The organism is Microbacterium sp. Root280D1 (genome assembly GCF_001428975.1).
Classification (GTDB): Bacteria; Actinomycetota; Actinomycetes; order Actinomycetales; family Microbacteriaceae; genus Microbacterium.
Genome location: NZ_LMJK01000003.1, coordinates 762,237 through 777,857 on the forward strand (window position 1 = coordinate 762,237; position 15,621 = coordinate 777,857).

Sequence of the window (15,621 nt, forward strand, 5' to 3'; positions counted from 1 at the left end):
GGATCAGACGAGAAAGGCGCCCCGCAGCAGCGGGGCGCCTTTCTCGTGTGCGAGGGTGGTCAGCTGATCGTGAGCAGCTGGTGTCCGGCCGAGACCGTCGCACCGGCGACGGCGCCGATGTTGCCGATCGTGCCGTCCTTGTGAGCCTGCAGCGGCTGCTCCATCTTCATCGCCTCGAGAACGACGACCAGATCGCCCTTGACGACCTGCTGCCCCTCTTCGACGGCGACCTTGACGACGGTCGCCTGCATCGGCGACTTGACGGCGTCTCCCGATGCGCCGGCGCTGACCGAGGTCGCGTGGCTGCGGCGGGACGGCGGAACCGCGGCCGGTCGTCCTGCCGTGCCGGCCGCCACCGCGACGCGATCGGGAAGGCTGACCTCGAGGCGCTTGCCGCCGACCTCGACCACGACGGTGTGCCGGTTCTCGCCGGCGGAGGGCGACTCGAGCTCGCCGTCCCAGGCGGGGATGTCGTTCTCGAACTCGGTCTCGATCCAGCGGGTGAAGATGCCGAACTCGCCGTTCTCCGCGGTGAACGCGGGGTCGTTCACGACCTTGCGGTGGAACGGGAGCACGGTGGGCAGACCTGCGACCTCGAACTCCTCGAGGGCGCGGCGCGAGCGCTCCAGAGCCTCGGCGCGGTCCTTGCCGGTGACGATGATCTTCGCGAGAAGCGAGTCGAAGGCGCCCGAGACCGAGTCGCCCGCGGTGACGCCGGAGTCGAGGCGGATGCCGGGTCCGCCGAAGGTCTTGAAGACGTGGATCGGACCCGGCTGCGGGAGGAACCCTCGACCGGGGTCCTCGCCGTTGATGCGGAACTCGATCGAGTGTCCGGTCGGCTTCGGGTCGTCGTAGTCGATCGTGCCGCCGGCGGCGATGCGGAACTGCTCGCGCACCAGGTCGATGCCGGTGACCTCCTCGGAGACGGGGTGCTCGACCTGCAGACGGGTGTTGACCTCGAGGAACGAGACGGTGCCGTCGGCGCCGATCAGGAACTCGCAGGTGCCTGCGCCCACGTAGCCGACCTCCTTGAGGATGGCCTTCGACGCGGAATAGAGCAGGTCGTTCTGCTCGTCCGTGAGGAACGGCGCGGGTGCCTCCTCGACGAGCTTCTGGTGGCGGCGCTGCAGCGAGCAGTCGCGCGTCGAGATGACGACGACGTTGCCCTCGGCATCCGCCAGGCACTGGGTCTCGACGTGCCGCGGCTTGTCGAGGTACTTCTCGACGAAGCACTCGCCGCGGCCGAAGGCGGTGACCGCCTCGCGGGTGGCGGATTCGAAGAGCTCCGCGACCTCGTCGAGCTCGCGGGCGACCTTCAGGCCGCGACCGCCGCCGCCGTACGCGGCTTTGATCGCGATCGGCAGACCGAACTCCTTCGCGAAGGCGACGACCTCGTCGGCCCCGGAGACGGGTCCCGGCGTTCCGGGAGCGAGCGGCGCGCCGACCTTCTCGGCGACGTGGCGGGCGGTGACCTTGTCGCCGAGCGCCTCGATGGCGTCGGGGGAAGGCCCGATCCAGGTCATCCCCGCACCGATGACGGCGCGGGCGAATTCGGCGTTCTCGGCGAGGAAGCCGTATCCGGGGTGCACGGCGTCGGCGCCGGCGCGGCGGGCGACCGAGAGGATCTTCTCGATCTGCAGGTAGGTCTCGGCGCTCGTGGCGCCGCCGAGGGCATAGGCCTCGTCGGCGAGGCGGGTGTGCAGAGCGTCGCGGTCCTGGTCGGCGTACACGGCGACGGAGGCGATCCCCGAGTCGCGAGCGGCACGGATGATGCGGACGGCGATCTCGCCGCGGTTGGCGATGAGCACCTTGGCGATATCAGGCATGCTTGCCAGCCTAGCGAGAAGGCTCCCGTTCGCTTTGACGACTCTCCACAAGAAAGAGGCAGAAACGTCGACGAGACTCTACGACCAGAGGTCGGTCCACGTGACGCCGAGATCGGCGGCGAGGCGGCGCACGGTCGACAGCGACATCCCGACCACCGTCGACGGGTCGCCGTCGACGCGGGTGATGAAGGCGCCGCCCAGACTGTCGACCGTGAACGCACCGGCGACGAGCAGGGGCTCACCCGAGGCGACGTAGGCGGCGATCTCGGCATCCGTGACGTCATCGGCGAAGGTCACCGAAGCCTCGGCCGTGGCGGTGGCCTCGACCGGGTCGGTGCCCGGCGAGACACGGAAGACCGAGTGCCCCGAGTGCAGGATGCCGGTGGCCCCGCGCATCTCCTGCCAGCGTCTGGTCGCCTCCTCGGGCGTGTAGGGCTTGCCGTACACGCGCCCGCCGAGTTCGAACATCGAGTCTCCGCCGATCACGATGCCGTCGAACTCGCCGTCCGCAGAGAGGCGCTGCGCGACGTCCGCCGCCTTCGCCCGGGCGAGCAGGAGCACGAGGTCCGCCGGAGTCAGCTCCGCGCCCCGTTCGGCCGTGGCAGCGGCGGCGACCGCATCCTCATCCACTCCCGGCGACTGGGTCAGAGGCTCGATACCCGCCTGACGCAGCAGCATGAGGCGGGCGGGAGAGGTGGAGGCCAGGCAGACGCGCATGTTCACCACCGTATCCTCGAAGGATGACTTCCTCCCCAGTCCTGCTCGATCTGGACATCACCGGCATCGCGCACGGCGGCACGTTCATCGCCCGACACGAAGGCCGGGTCGTCTTCGTCTCCGACGCCATCCCCGGTGAGCGGGTCCGCGCGCGGCTCACCGAGGACTCCACGGGTGAGTCCAAGAGCTTCTGGCGTGCCGAGACTGTCGAGGTCCTGGACGCCTCGCCGCATCGTCGCCCCCACATCTGGGCGGAGGCCGACGTCTCCCGCGCGCCCGAGGACCGGCCGGGGGGCGCCGACCTGGGGCACATCGATCTCGCGCATCAGCGCGTGCTCAAGCGTCAGGTGCTCACCGAGGCGCTCGATCGTTTCGCCGGACCCGGTCTCGAGGCTCCCGAGATCGAGGCCGTGGACTCGACCGACGGAACCGGCTGGCGCTCCCGGGTGACCCTGCACGTCGACGACCAGGGGCGCGTCGGACCCTACGCCGCTCGCAGCCACCGGGTGATCCCGGTCAGCTCCCACCCGCTCGCGCGTCCGGCGGTCGCACAGGCGGCCCTCCGTCTCGCGGGTGGCGAGGCGGGCAGCGTCGACCTGGTCGAACCGGGCGACGGCCAGGTGCGGGTCATCCGACGAGATCGCCTCGACGAGCGACCGGCCAGGGGGCAGCACCGCCGCCCGGCGCCCGAAGTCGTCTACGAGCAGGTGGGCGATCGCCGGTTCCAGGTCGACGCCGGTGGATTCTGGCAGGTGCACCCGCGAGCCGCCTCGGTGCTCGACGGCGCCGTCTACGGCATCCTCGACGGGCACGTCGATCCGGAGACGACGCACTTCGACCTCTACGGAGGAGTCGGGCTCTTCGCCGCATCGCTCGCAGACCTCGGTGGCACCGACATCGTCACCGTCGAGTCCAGCAGGCGGGCGACGACTCACGCGCAGCAGAACCTCGCGCCCCTCGCCGTGAATGCCGTCACAGCACGGGTCGACCGCTATCTCGCCGGTCTCCCCTCCGACACGCGAGCAGGAGCGGTCGTACTCGATCCGCCGCGTGCCGGTGCCGGACGCGCGGTGGTCGATGCACTGAACTCTCTGGCCCCCGAGGCGATCGCCTACGTCGCCTGCGACCCTGTGGCGTTGGCGCGGGACCTCGGAACCTTCCGCGAACACGGGTGGAACGTGGGGACGCTGCGCGGTTTCGACCTGTTCCCGCACTCGCATCACTTCGAGGTCGTCGCGCTGCTCACCCGGTGATCGTGATCTGCGGGGGCTGAGTACTCAGTAGGCTGGGCGGATGAGCAGGGTCGCACTCATCGACGATCACGAATCCGTCCGCCTCGGTCTCGAGGCGGCGTGCGCTCGTGACGGAGAGCAGACCGTCGTCTTCTCCGGCAGCACCGTCGTGTCCTACCTCGAGTGGAGGTCGACGACGTCGCCGCAGCCTGCCGACGTGGTGGTGCTCGACCTCACCCTCGGAGACGGCACCACGGTGACCGAGAACGTCCGGTCGCTCGTCGCCGACGGCGCGAGCGTCGTGATCCACAGCGTCGCCGATCGACCGGCGGCCGTGCGCGAGGCCCTCGCTGCCGGTGCCGCCGGCGTCGTGAGCAAATCCTCTGCGCTGGACGACGTGCTCGACGCCATCCGCACCGTCGCGCAGGGCGAAGCCCTCAACAACGTCGAGTGGGCGAGCGCTGTCGACGGGGATCGCGACTTCGCGGACGCCCAGCTGTCGACACGCGAGCGGGAGGTGCTCCGGCTGTATGCCACCGGCCTGCCGCTGAAGGCCGTGGCCGAGCGCCTCGGAGTCGCGTACTCGACCGCCAAGGAGAACATCACCCGGATCCGGGTCAAGTACGTGGAGGTCGGGCGACCGGCCCCGACGAAGGTCGACCTTCTGCGGCGAGCGATGGAGGATGGGATCGTCGCCGCAGACGGGGCGCCGAGTGGCCGCTGACCCGCTCAGCATCCGGGAGGCATGGAGCAAGATCCCTTCGCCCGGCAGCGTGGAGACCGAGTTCGAGCGCTTCACCGGCAAACGCATGGAGCGCATCCTCGCCACGGTCGTCGCGATCGGATCGGGTGTTCTCGGCGCACAGGCACTGATCGCGGGGGTCACGACGACGGGATCGGATGCCGCGCGCATCACGATGCTGCTCGTGGTCTTCGTGCCGCTGATCGTCATGCTCGTCGCGTGCGTCATCGGACGTGGCGTCAGGACCGCGTCCGGCGCGTTCGCCATCGTGTACACACTCGCGCTCGCCGCCTGGCCGAGTCTGGTCGACCCTGTGGGCAGAGCCGCCGACCAGCCGTGGATCTTCTTCCTCGTCAACGTGGGCGTCGTGGCTGCGATGCTCGCCTTCCCTCTGTGGCTGCAGTTCGTCTGGGCGGTGTGCCTGCCGTTCGTCTACGGCTATGTCCGCCTCGTCGAAGGCGATTTCTCGCGAGACTTCTGGGTGACGACGGCGTTCGACGTGTCGTTCACCCTGATCCTCGGATGTGTCATCATCGCGTTGGGATGGATGTTCCGCTCGGTCGCCGCGGGTGTCGATGAGGCCCGTGCCCGAGCCGTCGCGTCGTACGCGGGCGCAGCGGCAGCCGCCGCAGCCGAGGAGGAGCGTGCGGCGATGTCGGCGCTCATGCACGACAGCGTCCTCGCAGCGCTGATCGCCGCGGAACGGGCCGAAGGCGATCGGGCGCAGGACCTCGCCGTGGGGATGGCCCGGGAGGCTCTCACCCGCCTGGCGAACACCGAGGCCGCGGTGGCCCAGGAGGGCAGCGACGAACCGGTGGGCGCCGCTCAGATCGTCGTCGAGCTCCGTCGTGCCCTGTCCGAGCTCGGGGCGGATGCGATCGTCGAGGAACGGGGAGGGATCGGCCTGATCCCCGGGCGCGCCGCGAGAGCACTCGTGCTCGCCGCCAGACAGGCGCTCGGCAACGCGGTCACCCATGCGGGTGGGCGCGGGCTGCACATCCTCGTCGAGGGCCGCGGTGACGAGGGGATCACGGTGACGATCACGGACACCGGCCCAGGATTCGATATCGGGGCGATCGGCGCCGACCGCCTCGGGATCAGAGCGTCGATCTTCGCACGGATGGCCGGGGTGGCGGGCACCGCCGAGATCGATTCGAGAGAGTGCGGCACCACCGTGACGCTGGGCTGGGAGCGGCCATGAATCGCACGGTGCGCAGTGTCGCGACGTCACTCGCGGTGGGCTTCGCGATGTACTTCGCCGCGAGAGGGGTGTGGTGGATCGAGCAGCCCTCCGCGCCGCTGCTGATGGTCGCGGCGATCGCGCTGTACCTCGTCGTCGTCAACGTCGCGATCCTCTGGGACTCGGCGATCTCGGTGCGGATGCCGCTCTGGGCGGCGCTGCTGACGCTGGTCTCGAGCGTCCTCATTCCGATTCTCGTGACGCTGTCACTCGATCCGCTGACACGCACGGCGCCGTTCGCCACCTGGTACATCGGTGCGCTCGGTCTGATGGGCGTGGTGTGCGTCGTCCGGCGCCGCTTCGTGATCGGCTGGCTGGTGGTGCTCGTCCTCGTCGCCACATCGTCGGTGTATCTGGGTGTCTTCGTGGCGCTGTCCCTCGGCCTGGTGGGCTCGCTCGTGTGGGTCGCGATCGCTCACCTCCTGGTGATCTTCTGGGACAGAGCCGTCCGCGACACCGAGCGCCTCGCCGGCATCCAGCAGGCGGTGTCCGCCTGGCACGCGACCCAGCAGGTGCGCCAGAAGGAACGTCGTCTGCGCACGCAGTTCGCGCTGGCGGTCGCGGGGCCGGTGCTCAGTCGCACCGTCGCATCGCGTGGCGCGCTGAGCGAGGAGGAGCGTCTGCAGGCGCGTCTGGCGGAAGGTCGCCTGCGCGACGAGCTCCGGGGAGCCGATCTGCTCAACGATGCGGTGCGGGATGCGATCGAGGACGCGCGTCGCCGCGGTGCCGTCGTCACCGTCTTCGACGAGGGCGGCTTGGACGACGTCGATGAGGGACGACGCGCGATGATCCGCGACGAGCTCGCCCGGGTGCTGCGCGATGCGGATGCGGAGCGGTGGATCATCCGAGCGGCCAGGGATGCTCACACGGCCGTGACGGTGGTCGGCCGGGCCGGCGCCGGCGGGCAGAGCGACGACGATGCCGTCGACGTGTGGCACGAGATCCCGAGAGACGCTCCACGCCAGTGAGGCCCCTGTCCTCGGCTCTGGCCGGGGGAGGGGGTCAGAGTCGAGGTCAGACAGAGTGGGCGAGGGGCGGCGAATCCGCCAGCCCCTCGCCATGCGGACCAGTTACCCGAAAACCGTCCGCTGGTGGCCGGTCTGCGTCTATCTACCCTGGGACAGAGAGACCAGCCGAACGCGAAGCGTCTTACTCAGTCTCATGGTTAGTCAAGTCGTTGTCTGTAGGTATTTTGGGGGACACGGAATCGACGCCGGTGCGAGATGATGAGGCATGGGAATGCGTCGCGGAACCAATCTCCCCCGCATGGGTGACTTCAACCAGTCCGTCATCCTCGAGGCCATCCGCCGGTCCGGAGAGGGACTCAGCCGGATCGAGCTCGTCGATGCGACCGGCCTCTCGGCGCAGACGATCACGAACATCACCCGTCGCCTTCTCGACGAGGGGCTGATCACCGAAGCAGGGCGGACCATCAACGGGCCCGGCAAGCCGCGAGTCACGCTGCGCCTGGTCGCGGAGAGTCGTTTCTCGGTGGGGGTGCATCTCGACCCGTCGGTGATCACCTTCGTGCTGCTGAACATGTCCGGTGCGGTGATCGCACGACGAGTCGTGCGCACGCACGACCGGGACCCGCACCGCATCGTCGAGACGATGGCGCAGACGATCGATGGCCTCGTCGACGAGGCCGGCATCGATCGCGCACTCGTCGCCGGGGTCGGCGTCGCTGCCCCCGGGCCGCTCGACGCGGCGAAGGGCACGGTGGTGGACCCCCCGAAGCTCGACGGATGGCATCGGGTGCCGCTGCGTTCCGTTCTCGCAGAAGCGACGGGCTTCGAAGTCACGCTGGAGAAGGACACCACTGCCGCCGCAGTGGGGGAGCTGTGGACCGGCTCCGCGACAGCCGAGGACTCGTTCCTGTTCGTCTACCTCGGCACGGGGCTCGGGGCCGCCGCAGCGCGTGAGGGGGTTGTGGTCACAGGCAGCACCCACAACTTCGGCGAGATCGGCCACATCATGGTCGACCCAGACGGGCCGCCCTGCGCGTGCGGCTCGCGAGGATGCGTCGAAGTGGTATGCACCCCGCAGGCGATCGTCGAGCAGGCGGAGGCGGCCGGGGTGTTCCGCGATGAGCCGGACGACGGAGGTGCGCGCGGAGTGGAGGAGCGGTTCGCCCGTCTGTGCGAGCTCGCTTCCGCGGGCGAGATCCGCGCACTGGGCGTTCTGCGTCGCTCTGCCGAACATCTCGCAGTGCTGATCTCGGTGCTCACGAACATCCTCGATGTCGATCGTGTGGTGCTCGGCGGGCCGTTCTGCGCCCCTCTGTCCGAGGTCTATCTGCGCGAGATCCCAGAGCAGCTGAACCGTCGCAGTGCGACGAGGTCGGTTCGGGCCTTGCGCGTCGACAGCGCGGTGGTGGGAGAGGATGTCGGTGCCGTGGGGGCCGCCTGCGTCGTGCTCGACGCGGTGCTCACGCCTCGAGCATCCGACCTCTACCTCGAGGATTGAACGGAGCCATCAATTCGCATACCGGTATATCGGTTGAAGCGCCCTCAGTGATTACTCCAGTCGATGTATTATCGAAGAGATGCGCCGTCTGGGGTTTACAGGTGCCAGGGGCGACGGCCCCGCATCAATCGGAGGGTCGTCTGCGTGGCCCGGTAGCTGGGGGGCTCCGGGTCTCGCAGACTCTCCGATGCGAGGGCGTCAGCGTGCGAAGCGGCCCCACGGGATGTCTCGTCGCAGTGCGCGTCGCAGCGGTCGCTGGGTGCGGGCCCACGCCGATACGCGAGGCTCCTCGGCCACGGCATCCGCCGCCTCCTGCGAGTAGGCGTCGCTCACCACGGCGATGAGAGCGGCGAGCTCCTCCTCGGTCGCAACGCCCCGGGTGATCTCCATCGTCGGGAGCTGGCGCTCGTCCGACGTCGCGGGCTCGGTCACAGCGGGATGTTCCCGTGCTTCTTGGGGGGCAGCTCGGCGCGCTTCCCACGGAGGGCTCGGAGCGCCTTGGCGATCGAGACTCGGGTGTTCGCCGGTTCGATGATGCCGTCGATCTCGCCGCGTTCGGCGGCGAGGAACGGCGAGGTCACGCTGTAGGTGTACTCGTTCGCGAGCCGCGTGCGCACGGCGGCGACGTCCTCGCCGGCCTCTTCGGCACGCTTGATCTCGCCGCGGTAGAGGATGTTGACCGCACCCTGGCCGCCCATCACGGCGATCTCCGCCGTCGGCCAGGCGAGGTTGACATCGGCGCCCAGCTGCTTCGATCCCATCACGATGTAGGCGCCGCCGTAGGCCTTGCGCAGGATGACCGTGACCAGCGGCACGGTCGCTTCCGCGTAGGCGTAGATGAGCTTGGCGCCGCGGCGGATCACGCCGGTCCACTCCTGATCGGTACCGGGGAGATACCCGGGCACGTCGACGAGCGTGACGATAGGGATCGAGAACGCGTCGCAGAACCGCACGAATCGGCTGGCCTTCTCACCCGCCTCGATGTTGAGCGTTCCGGCCATCTGGGACGGCTGGTTGGCGATGATCCCGACCGAGCGCCCTTCGACCCGGCCGAAGCCGATCACGATGTTCGGCGCGAAAAGCGGCTGGACCTCGATGAAGTCTCCCGCGTCGACGACGTGCTCGATGACCGTGTGGATGTCGTACGGCTGATTGGGGGAGTCGGGGATGATCGTGTTCAGAGAGCGATCGGCATCCGTGGTCTCCCACTCGAAGCCGCTCTCGTACGCGGGGATCTCCGCCATGTTGTTGTCGGGGAGGAAGCCGAGGAGCGTGCGGGCGTAGTCGATCGCGTCGTCCTCGTCCTCGGCGAGGTAGTGCGCGACACCCGAGCGAGTGTTGTGCGTGAGGGCTCCTCCGAGCTCCTCCATGCCGACGTCCTCGCCGGTGACCGTCTTGATGACGTCCGGGCCGGTCACGAACATCTGGCTGGTCTTGTCGACCATGATCACGAAGTCCGTCAGAGCGGGGCCGTAGACGGCTCCACCGGCGGCCGGGCCCATGATGATCGAGATCTGCGGGATGACCCCCGACGACCGAGTGTTCAGGCGGAAGATCTCGCCGTACTTGCTGAGGGCGAGCACGCCCTCCTGGATCCGGGCTCCACCGGAGTCGAGGATGCCGATGATCGGCATACCGCCCGACAGCGCGAACTCCATGATCTTGATGATCTTGTCGCCGGAGACCTCGCCGAGAGATCCGCCGAACGTGGTGAAGTCCTGCGAGTACACCGCGACCGTGCGGCCGTGGATCGTGCCCACACCCGTCACGACGGAATCGCCGTAGGGCCGGTTGCGATCCATGCCGAACGCGGTGGTGCGATGGCGCACGTACTCGTCGAACTCGACGAAGCTTCCGGGGTCGACGAGCAGTTCGATGCGCTCGCGGGCGGTCATCTTGCCCTTGGCGTGCTGCTTCTCCTGCGCGACCTTCTCGGCGTCGACAACGGCTTCGTTGTAGCGAGCGCGGAGGTCTGCGATTCTGCCGGCGGTGGTCGAGAGTTCGGGCTTGTCCGTCACGGATTCCACCCTATCGTCGCGGTGGCCCCGTCCGTTGGATGCTCGCTACAACGGGTCGTCAGATCCTTTGGCGGCTCTCGTGAACCCCGCGTGTCCCGAGGGCGGCCGTCACTCGCGGTGTTCGGCACCGAGCGTGCCCGGCAGGTCGTGGGTGCCGGCCTGCTCGATCTCGCCGACGTCCTTGTTGCGGCCACGTCCGACCGACGCGATCTTCCGTCCCGCCCAGCCGACGCCGCGGACCGCCGATCCGGCCGCTCCGGCCACGGCGCCCCCGACGAACTGGGCACCGTGCAGCATTCGCAGCTCCATCTTCTCTGCGCCGGCGACGGGCTCCAGCTCGAGCGGCATGTCCAGAGGTGCCGCTCCGAATGCGTGGTGCGACGTCGTCAGCACGCGGCGTCCGAGAATGTGGTTGCCCGCGCCTCCGACGGCCGCGCCGACGCCGAACGGCAGTGCCTTCCCGATGAACGAGGCACCGCCCTTCGCCGCGAACTGCTTCACGAACATGCTCTTCAGTCGATCCACGAGGGGGCCGACGGCAGCGCGCGGCAACGACTTCGTCACCATCTCGCCCCAGTACGACGACCTCGAGCCGCCGCGGCCGGTGGCCTCGCCTGCCAGCTGTCCGACGAGGGCCACGCCCTCCTTGCCGAGCATGAGGGTCATCACCAGCGCGCGGGCCCGGTCGGGGTTCGACACCGCGATGCCATGGACCTCTGCGACGGACTGCGCGAAGAGCGCCGTCGATTCGACGAAGCCCACCGTCTCGACTCCGGAGAGGGCGAGTGTGATGCCGGTGCCGATCCCCGGCACGACGGCGGTCGCTCCGACCGCCGCGCCGCCCGTGGTCACCGCCGCGAGATAGCGCCGCTCGAGGATGCGGATGATCTGCTCGGGCGAAGCGTGCGGGTTGCGCAGGCGGATGCTGCGGATGTGCGCCAGCACCAGCGGGCGCTGGATCGCGAGAACGCGGTCCAGCCCGCGGACCATCAGCGGATGCTCGGCCGAGCCGACGGGCGGCACCCCCCTGTCCCACGCGGCGTCGTCGGGGAGGGAGTGGATCTTGTGCACCTTGGGGGCCATGGATCGATCCTAGGAAGCCAGGCCGCGAAAAAGCCGAAAGCCCGGCTCCCTTGACGGGGCCGAGCTTTCGTGGAAGGCGATCAGACGAACAGGTTCGCCCGCTCGAGGTCCTCGGCGAAGTCGACCTCGACCGCGTAGAGATCGGAGACGTCCATCGGCTCGAGGAGCAGGCCGTCTTCGGCGATCGCGAGCTCGAGGCCGCGCTCGAAGTAGTCCTGGTCTTCGACGCGCTGCAACTGGCGCATGAACGCCTTCTTGTCTGCGGAGGAGATGTAGTTGATGCCCACAGCCTCACCGAGACCGCCCTTGACGGTCTTCGACAGCTCGTTGATGAAGCCCTCGGCCGTGACCGTGTACTTCACCTCCTCGTCGCTGACTTTGGAGGTGTTCACCGTGACGAAGGACTGGTCGCGCTCGATGTACGCCGCAGCGCGGCCCAGGATCATCGGGTCGAACACCACGTCGCCGTTCATCCAGAGCACGCCCGACTTGCCGGTGGCGCCGAGAGCGCGCAACAGGCTCTTCGACGTGTTGGTCTCGTCGTAGCGCTCGTTGTGCACGTAATTGACGTTCGGGAACGCCTCGATGATGGTCTCTGCGCGGTACCCGACGACGGCGGTGATGCGGGCGTCCGATCCGAAGGCGGCGCGGATGTTGTCGTGCTGCTGGCGCATGATCGTGCGGCCGTCGCTCAACTCCGTGAGCGGCTTCGGCAGCGCGCGGCCGAGGCGTGAGCCCATGCCTGCTGCGAGGATGACGGTCTGAAGAGTCACGAGTGCTCCTAAATGAAGTATGTGTTCATGGTCGGTTCACCGACCGGACACTTCGTCGTGCCGAGAGCCATGCTAGCGATCCCGCCTGAGAACCCGCGGGGGTTGACATCGCTGTGGCCAATTCGTGATCCAGTACACACCCAACACTCAGATTCGTCCAGATCCGGAGTGAAATGTCCAACGGGCTCACCAGGTCGGCGAAATGTTGCGGTGACCCGAAGAAATCCTGCCCCCGTTGATACCGTAGGACGGTGACTGCTTCTTCCCCCGACGATCCCGCTGCTCAGGCGGTCGACGCCACGCCCGCCGCCCCGAAGAAGACTTCCGCTCGCACGACGCCTGCCAAGAAGACGGGTGGAGCGCGCGTTCCCTCCAAAGCTGCGGCGGACAAGGCCGCAGTCACCGTCGAGGTGGTCGCCGAACCGGCGCTGAAGATCGACCGGACCACCGAGAGCGGCGCTCCGCGATCGGCGGCATCGAAGAAGACCGCCGCCGCTCGCACGACTGCCGCCAAGAACGCGACCCGCGACACGACCGCCCGCGCGGCTGGGGCGAAGACGTCATCGGCGCGATCCGCTGCTGCCAAGACCACCGCTGCGAGGACCACAGCCGCGAAGACGGCTGCGGCCAAGACCGCTGCTGCGAAGACCTCAGCCGCGCAGGGATCCACTCCGGCCGCCAGGGCGGCCGCGGCGAAGACGGTCGCCGCCAAGGCTGCGGTGGAGAAGAGCGCGTCGGCGAAGTCCGCAGCACGCACTTCCGCGGCGAAGACCACGGCGGCCAAGGCCGCGGCCGCGAAGGCCGCTGCGGCGAAGACAGCTGCCGCGAAGGCTGCTGCGGCCGAGGCCGAGGCCGAGGCAGAGGCGGACGCTCAGGTCGAGAGCGAAGCGGCGATCGAGATCGAGATGCCGGCTCCTGCCCACGTTCAGGGAGACGAGCCTGAGGCTGCAGCCGAGGGGGCGAAGACAGATCTGCCCGCTCCGGCGGAGGAGACCCCTATGAACGACGCCGCACCGGTTGTCGACGCGACGCCGGTCGACGACGCCACGCCGGTCGACGACGCCACGCCGGTCGACGACGCGACGGCGGACGTCGCCGACGCCACCGCGTCTGCAGAAACGGCATCCGCCGACGAGAGCACGACATCCGAGATCTCCGAGCCGGTGTCCGATGCGGACGCGACCGAGGAGGCTGTCACCGGAGTCGAGGCGGCCTCCGGTGCGGAGGCCATCCGCATTCGGGGCCTCGTCAAGAACTTCGGGGATCACACCGCGGTCAACGGCATCGACCTGACGGTGCCTGCAGGTTCGTTCTACGGCATCGTCGGTCCCAACGGCGCCGGCAAGACGACGACCCTGTCGATCGTCGCCGGGCTGCTGCGCGCCGATGCAGGCGACATCGTGATCTGCGGCATCGATCAGTCGGCGAAGCCTCTTGCCGCGAAACGCATGATGGGTGTACTGCCCGACCGGCTCCGCACGTTCGATCGACTCACCGGGCGGCAGCTGCTCTACTACTACGGGCTCCTGCGGGGGCTCGCCTCGGCGGTCATCGAGAAGCGCGTCGCCGATCTCGCGCGCGCATTCGATCTCGGAGAGGCGCTCAATCGCGTCGTCTCCGACTATTCGGCCGGTATGACCAAGAAGATCATGCTCGCGGGAGCCATGATCCACTCGCCGAGGGTCCTGGTGCTCGATGAGCCGTTCGAGGCCGTCGATCCGGTGTCCTCCGCGGTCATCCTCGACATTCTGCGCGCCTATGTCGCGCACGGCGGAACGGTGGTGCTCTCGAGCCACGGGATGGATCTCGTCGAGCGGGTCTGCTCGCGCGTCGCGATCATCGTCGGGGGAGAAGTGCTCGCCGAGGGCACCATCGACGAGGTCCGCGCAGGCCAGACGCTCGAAGCGCGGTTCGTCGAGCTGTCCGGTGGCATCGGCGAGGTGGAGGGGCTCGAGTGGCTGCACACGTTCTCCGACTGAGAGCCGCGCTCCTGATCGGATCGCTCCGCGGCGAACGTCGGGTACGGACGCTCATCATGCTCGCCGTCGTGGCGATTCTCACGGGTGTGGTCTGCGCGGCGATCCTCAGCCTCGACGACGCACCCGTCGCTGTCGCGCGCACGGTCATCGTCCTCGGCAGCGCGGCACTGCTCCTGGGATTCCTGGTGGGTCCCATCCTCGTGGGTGCCGTGGATCAGCTGGATCCCCGCAGATTCGCCGTGTTCGGGGTCGACGAGCGGCAGATGCCATGGATCCTCGCGCTCGCCTCACTGGTCAGCGTTCCCAGCCTGGCTCTCATCGCTGTGAACATCAGCGTGTGCATCGTGGCGATCAGGCTCGGAGCGCCGTGGTTCATCGCGGTGCTGATGAGCGTCGTCTGCCTGTTCTCGACGGTGCTTGCGGCGCGTATCGGCATGGCGGTGAACGCGCTGCTGCTGCCGGAGCGTCGATCGCGCGAGCTCACCGCCCTCTTCGCGCTGGCCGTGATCGTGATCGCATTCCCCGTGGCGGTGTTCCTCGCCTCGCTCAAGTGGGACGGGCAGGTCCCCGCCGCAGTGGGGGCACTGACGGCGACGATCGGGTTCACCCCTTTCGCCGCATCGTCGAGGTTCCTGTTCTCGTTCGCGACGGATGACGATGCCGGCAACTCGATCAGCGGGATCGTGGCCCTCCTCACCGCGGTGGTGCTCTGGGCGGTGTGGTCGTGGCTGGTTCGCAGACTGCTCACCACGACCGAGCGTCCTGTAGCCTCTCGCGAGCGCTCCGGTCTCGGCTGGTTCGGACTGCTTCCCTCGAACGCCTTCGGTGCGATCGCGTCTCGCAGCCTCGTCTACTGGCTGCGTGACCGCCGCTACATCATGAATCTCATCGTGGTCCCGATCGCCGGCGTGCTGTCCGTCCTGCCACTCCTCGTCGCGGGCGTGCCGCTCGAGATCGCCGCTCTCGTGCCCGTTCCGGTGATGGCCCTGTTCTTCGGCTGGCTGCCGCACAACGATGTCGCCTACGACTCCACCGCACTGTGGACGCACGTGGCGAGCGGCGTGCGCGGCATCCCCGATCGTCTGGGCCGACTCGTCCCGGTGATGCTCGTGGCCGTTCCCGTGCTCGCGATCGCTGTGCCTCTCACGATGCTCTGGATCGATGACTGGCGTCTCCTTCTGCCCCTCACCGGCCTCGGGGCCAGTCTGCTGCTGTCGGCGCTCGGTTTCTCGAGCATCGTCTCTGTGATCGCGCCGTACGCCGTGTCGCGTCCCGGAGACAGCCCGTTCCAGCAGCCTCAGCGGCCGACGTCGCGTGGCGCGTACGGTCCTGCTGCGGCGTTCCTCGGAGCGATCCTCGTGAGCGTGCCGACCATCTGGCTGCTCGTGCTCACGATGCTCGAGGGATCGCAGTTCGCCCCCGCGACGTTCTGGGCCGGACTCGCGACAGGGGCGGCGCTCTTCGCGATCGGTGTCGGCGTCGGCGGGCGGATCTTCGAGCATGAGGGCGAGCGACTGATGGAGTTCGTCGAGACCGCGTGACGAC

At 68.6% G+C, this 15,621-nt stretch carries 13 protein-coding genes; 7 read left to right on the forward strand and 6 right to left on the reverse strand.

What is annotated here, in order from left to right; translation table 11 throughout:
- Positions 1-59: 59 nt before the first annotated feature.
- Together ASE34_RS16175 and ASE34_RS16180 are read right to left on the reverse strand one after the other, a co-directional pair.
- On the reverse strand, positions 60-1,826 hold the full coding sequence (locus ASE34_RS16175) for an acetyl/propionyl/methylcrotonyl-CoA carboxylase subunit alpha (protein WP_056280083.1): 1,767 nt from the start codon (positions 1,824-1,826) through the stop codon (positions 60-62).
- 78 nt (positions 1,827-1,904) lie between these two features.
- The gene (locus ASE34_RS16180; protein WP_056280325.1) at positions 1,905-2,543 is read right to left on the reverse strand and encodes a Maf family protein; all 639 of its coding nucleotides are present in this window, start codon (positions 2,541-2,543) and stop codon (positions 1,905-1,907) included.
- Between the two features lie 23 nt (positions 2,544-2,566).
- On the opposite strand from ASE34_RS16180, the gene ASE34_RS16185 reads away from it, so the two are divergent.
- The 5 genes from ASE34_RS16185 to ASE34_RS16205 all read left to right on the forward strand — a co-directional run bounded on the left by ASE34_RS16185 (position 2,567) and on the right by ASE34_RS16205 (position 8,223).
- The gene (locus ASE34_RS16185; protein ID WP_056280088.1) at positions 2,567-3,796 is read left to right on the forward strand and encodes a class I SAM-dependent RNA methyltransferase; all 1,230 of its coding nucleotides are present in this window, start codon (positions 2,567-2,569) and stop codon (positions 3,794-3,796) included.
- A 40-nt stretch (positions 3,797-3,836) separates the two neighbouring features.
- Positions 3,837-4,499 (forward strand): response regulator transcription factor, encoded by a 663-nt coding sequence (locus ASE34_RS16190; RefSeq protein ID WP_056280091.1) that lies wholly within the window; start codon positions 3,837-3,839, stop codon positions 4,497-4,499.
- The gene (locus tag ASE34_RS16195; RefSeq protein ID WP_056280093.1) at positions 4,489-5,718 is read left to right on the forward strand and encodes an ATP-binding protein; all 1,230 of its coding nucleotides are present in this window, start codon (positions 4,489-4,491) and stop codon (positions 5,716-5,718) included. The genes ASE34_RS16190 and ASE34_RS16195 overlap by 11 nt, the downstream gene beginning before the upstream one ends.
- Positions 5,715-6,725, forward strand: coding sequence for a hypothetical protein (locus tag ASE34_RS16200; RefSeq protein WP_056280096.1), 1,011 nt, complete (start codon positions 5,715-5,717; stop codon positions 6,723-6,725). Before ASE34_RS16195 ends, ASE34_RS16200 begins: the two co-directional genes overlap by 4 nt.
- Positions 6,726-7,023: 298 nt before the next feature.
- Positions 7,024-8,223, forward strand: coding sequence for an ROK family transcriptional regulator (locus ASE34_RS16205; protein ID WP_053096975.1), 1,200 nt, complete (start codon positions 7,024-7,026; stop codon positions 8,221-8,223).
- 198 nt (positions 8,224-8,421) lie between these two features.
- Here ASE34_RS16205 and ASE34_RS16210 read toward each other — a convergent pair whose 3' ends face one another.
- The 4 genes from ASE34_RS16210 to ASE34_RS16225 all read right to left on the reverse strand — a co-directional run bounded on the left by ASE34_RS16210 (position 8,422) and on the right by ASE34_RS16225 (position 12,097).
- The gene (locus ASE34_RS16210; RefSeq protein ID WP_308418038.1) at positions 8,422-8,655 is read right to left on the reverse strand and encodes an acyl-CoA carboxylase subunit epsilon; all 234 of its coding nucleotides are present in this window, start codon (positions 8,653-8,655) and stop codon (positions 8,422-8,424) included.
- The gene (locus ASE34_RS16215) at positions 8,652-10,241 is read right to left on the reverse strand and encodes an acyl-CoA carboxylase subunit beta (RefSeq protein WP_372984169.1); all 1,590 of its coding nucleotides are present in this window, start codon (positions 10,239-10,241) and stop codon (positions 8,652-8,654) included. The genes ASE34_RS16210 and ASE34_RS16215 overlap by 4 nt, the downstream gene beginning before the upstream one ends.
- Positions 10,242-10,349: 108 nt before the next feature.
- Positions 10,350-11,324 carry a hypothetical protein gene (locus tag ASE34_RS16220; protein WP_056280098.1) on the reverse strand — a complete coding sequence of 325 codons (975 nt, stop codon included), beginning with the start codon at positions 11,322-11,324 and terminating at the stop codon, positions 10,350-10,352.
- Between the two features lie 80 nt (positions 11,325-11,404).
- Positions 11,405-12,097 carry an NTP transferase domain-containing protein gene (locus ASE34_RS16225; protein ID WP_053096968.1) on the reverse strand — a complete coding sequence of 231 codons (693 nt, stop codon included), beginning with the start codon at positions 12,095-12,097 and terminating at the stop codon, positions 11,405-11,407.
- Positions 12,098-12,348: 251 nt separating this feature from the next.
- On the opposite strand from ASE34_RS16225, the gene ASE34_RS18310 reads away from it, so the two are divergent.
- On the forward strand, positions 12,349-14,076 hold the full coding sequence (locus ASE34_RS18310; RefSeq protein ID WP_321163944.1) for an ABC transporter ATP-binding protein: 1,728 nt from the start codon (positions 12,349-12,351) through the stop codon (positions 14,074-14,076).
- Positions 14,052-15,617 (forward strand): hypothetical protein, encoded by a 1,566-nt coding sequence (locus ASE34_RS16235; protein WP_056280101.1) that lies wholly within the window; start codon positions 14,052-14,054, stop codon positions 15,615-15,617. The genes ASE34_RS18310 and ASE34_RS16235 overlap by 25 nt, the downstream gene beginning before the upstream one ends.
- Positions 15,618-15,621 lie beyond the last annotated feature (4 nt).

Excerpts from the sequence above, each read along its gene's own strand:
- ASE34_RS16175 (WP_056280083.1), bottom strand. The coding sequence starts at position 1,826 with ATGCCTGATATCGCCAAGGTGCTCATCGCCAACCGCGGCGAGATCGCC.
- ASE34_RS16200 (WP_056280096.1), top strand. The coding sequence starts at position 5,715 with ATGAATCGCACGGTGCGCAGTGTCGCGACGTCACTCGCGGTGGGCTTC.
- ASE34_RS16205 (WP_053096975.1), top strand. The coding sequence starts at position 7,024 with ATGGGTGACTTCAACCAGTCCGTCATCCTCGAGGCCATCCGCCGGTCC.
- ASE34_RS16180 (WP_056280325.1), bottom strand. The coding sequence starts at position 2,543 with ATGCGCGTCTGCCTGGCCTCCACCTCTCCCGCCCGCCTCATGCTGCTG.
- ASE34_RS16190 (WP_056280091.1), top strand. The coding sequence starts at position 3,837 with ATGAGCAGGGTCGCACTCATCGACGATCACGAATCCGTCCGCCTCGGT.
- ASE34_RS16220 (WP_056280098.1), bottom strand. The coding sequence starts at position 11,324 with ATGGCCCCCAAGGTGCACAAGATCCACTCCCTCCCCGACGACGCCGCG.
- ASE34_RS16185 (WP_056280088.1), top strand. The coding sequence starts at position 2,567 with ATGACTTCCTCCCCAGTCCTGCTCGATCTGGACATCACCGGCATCGCG.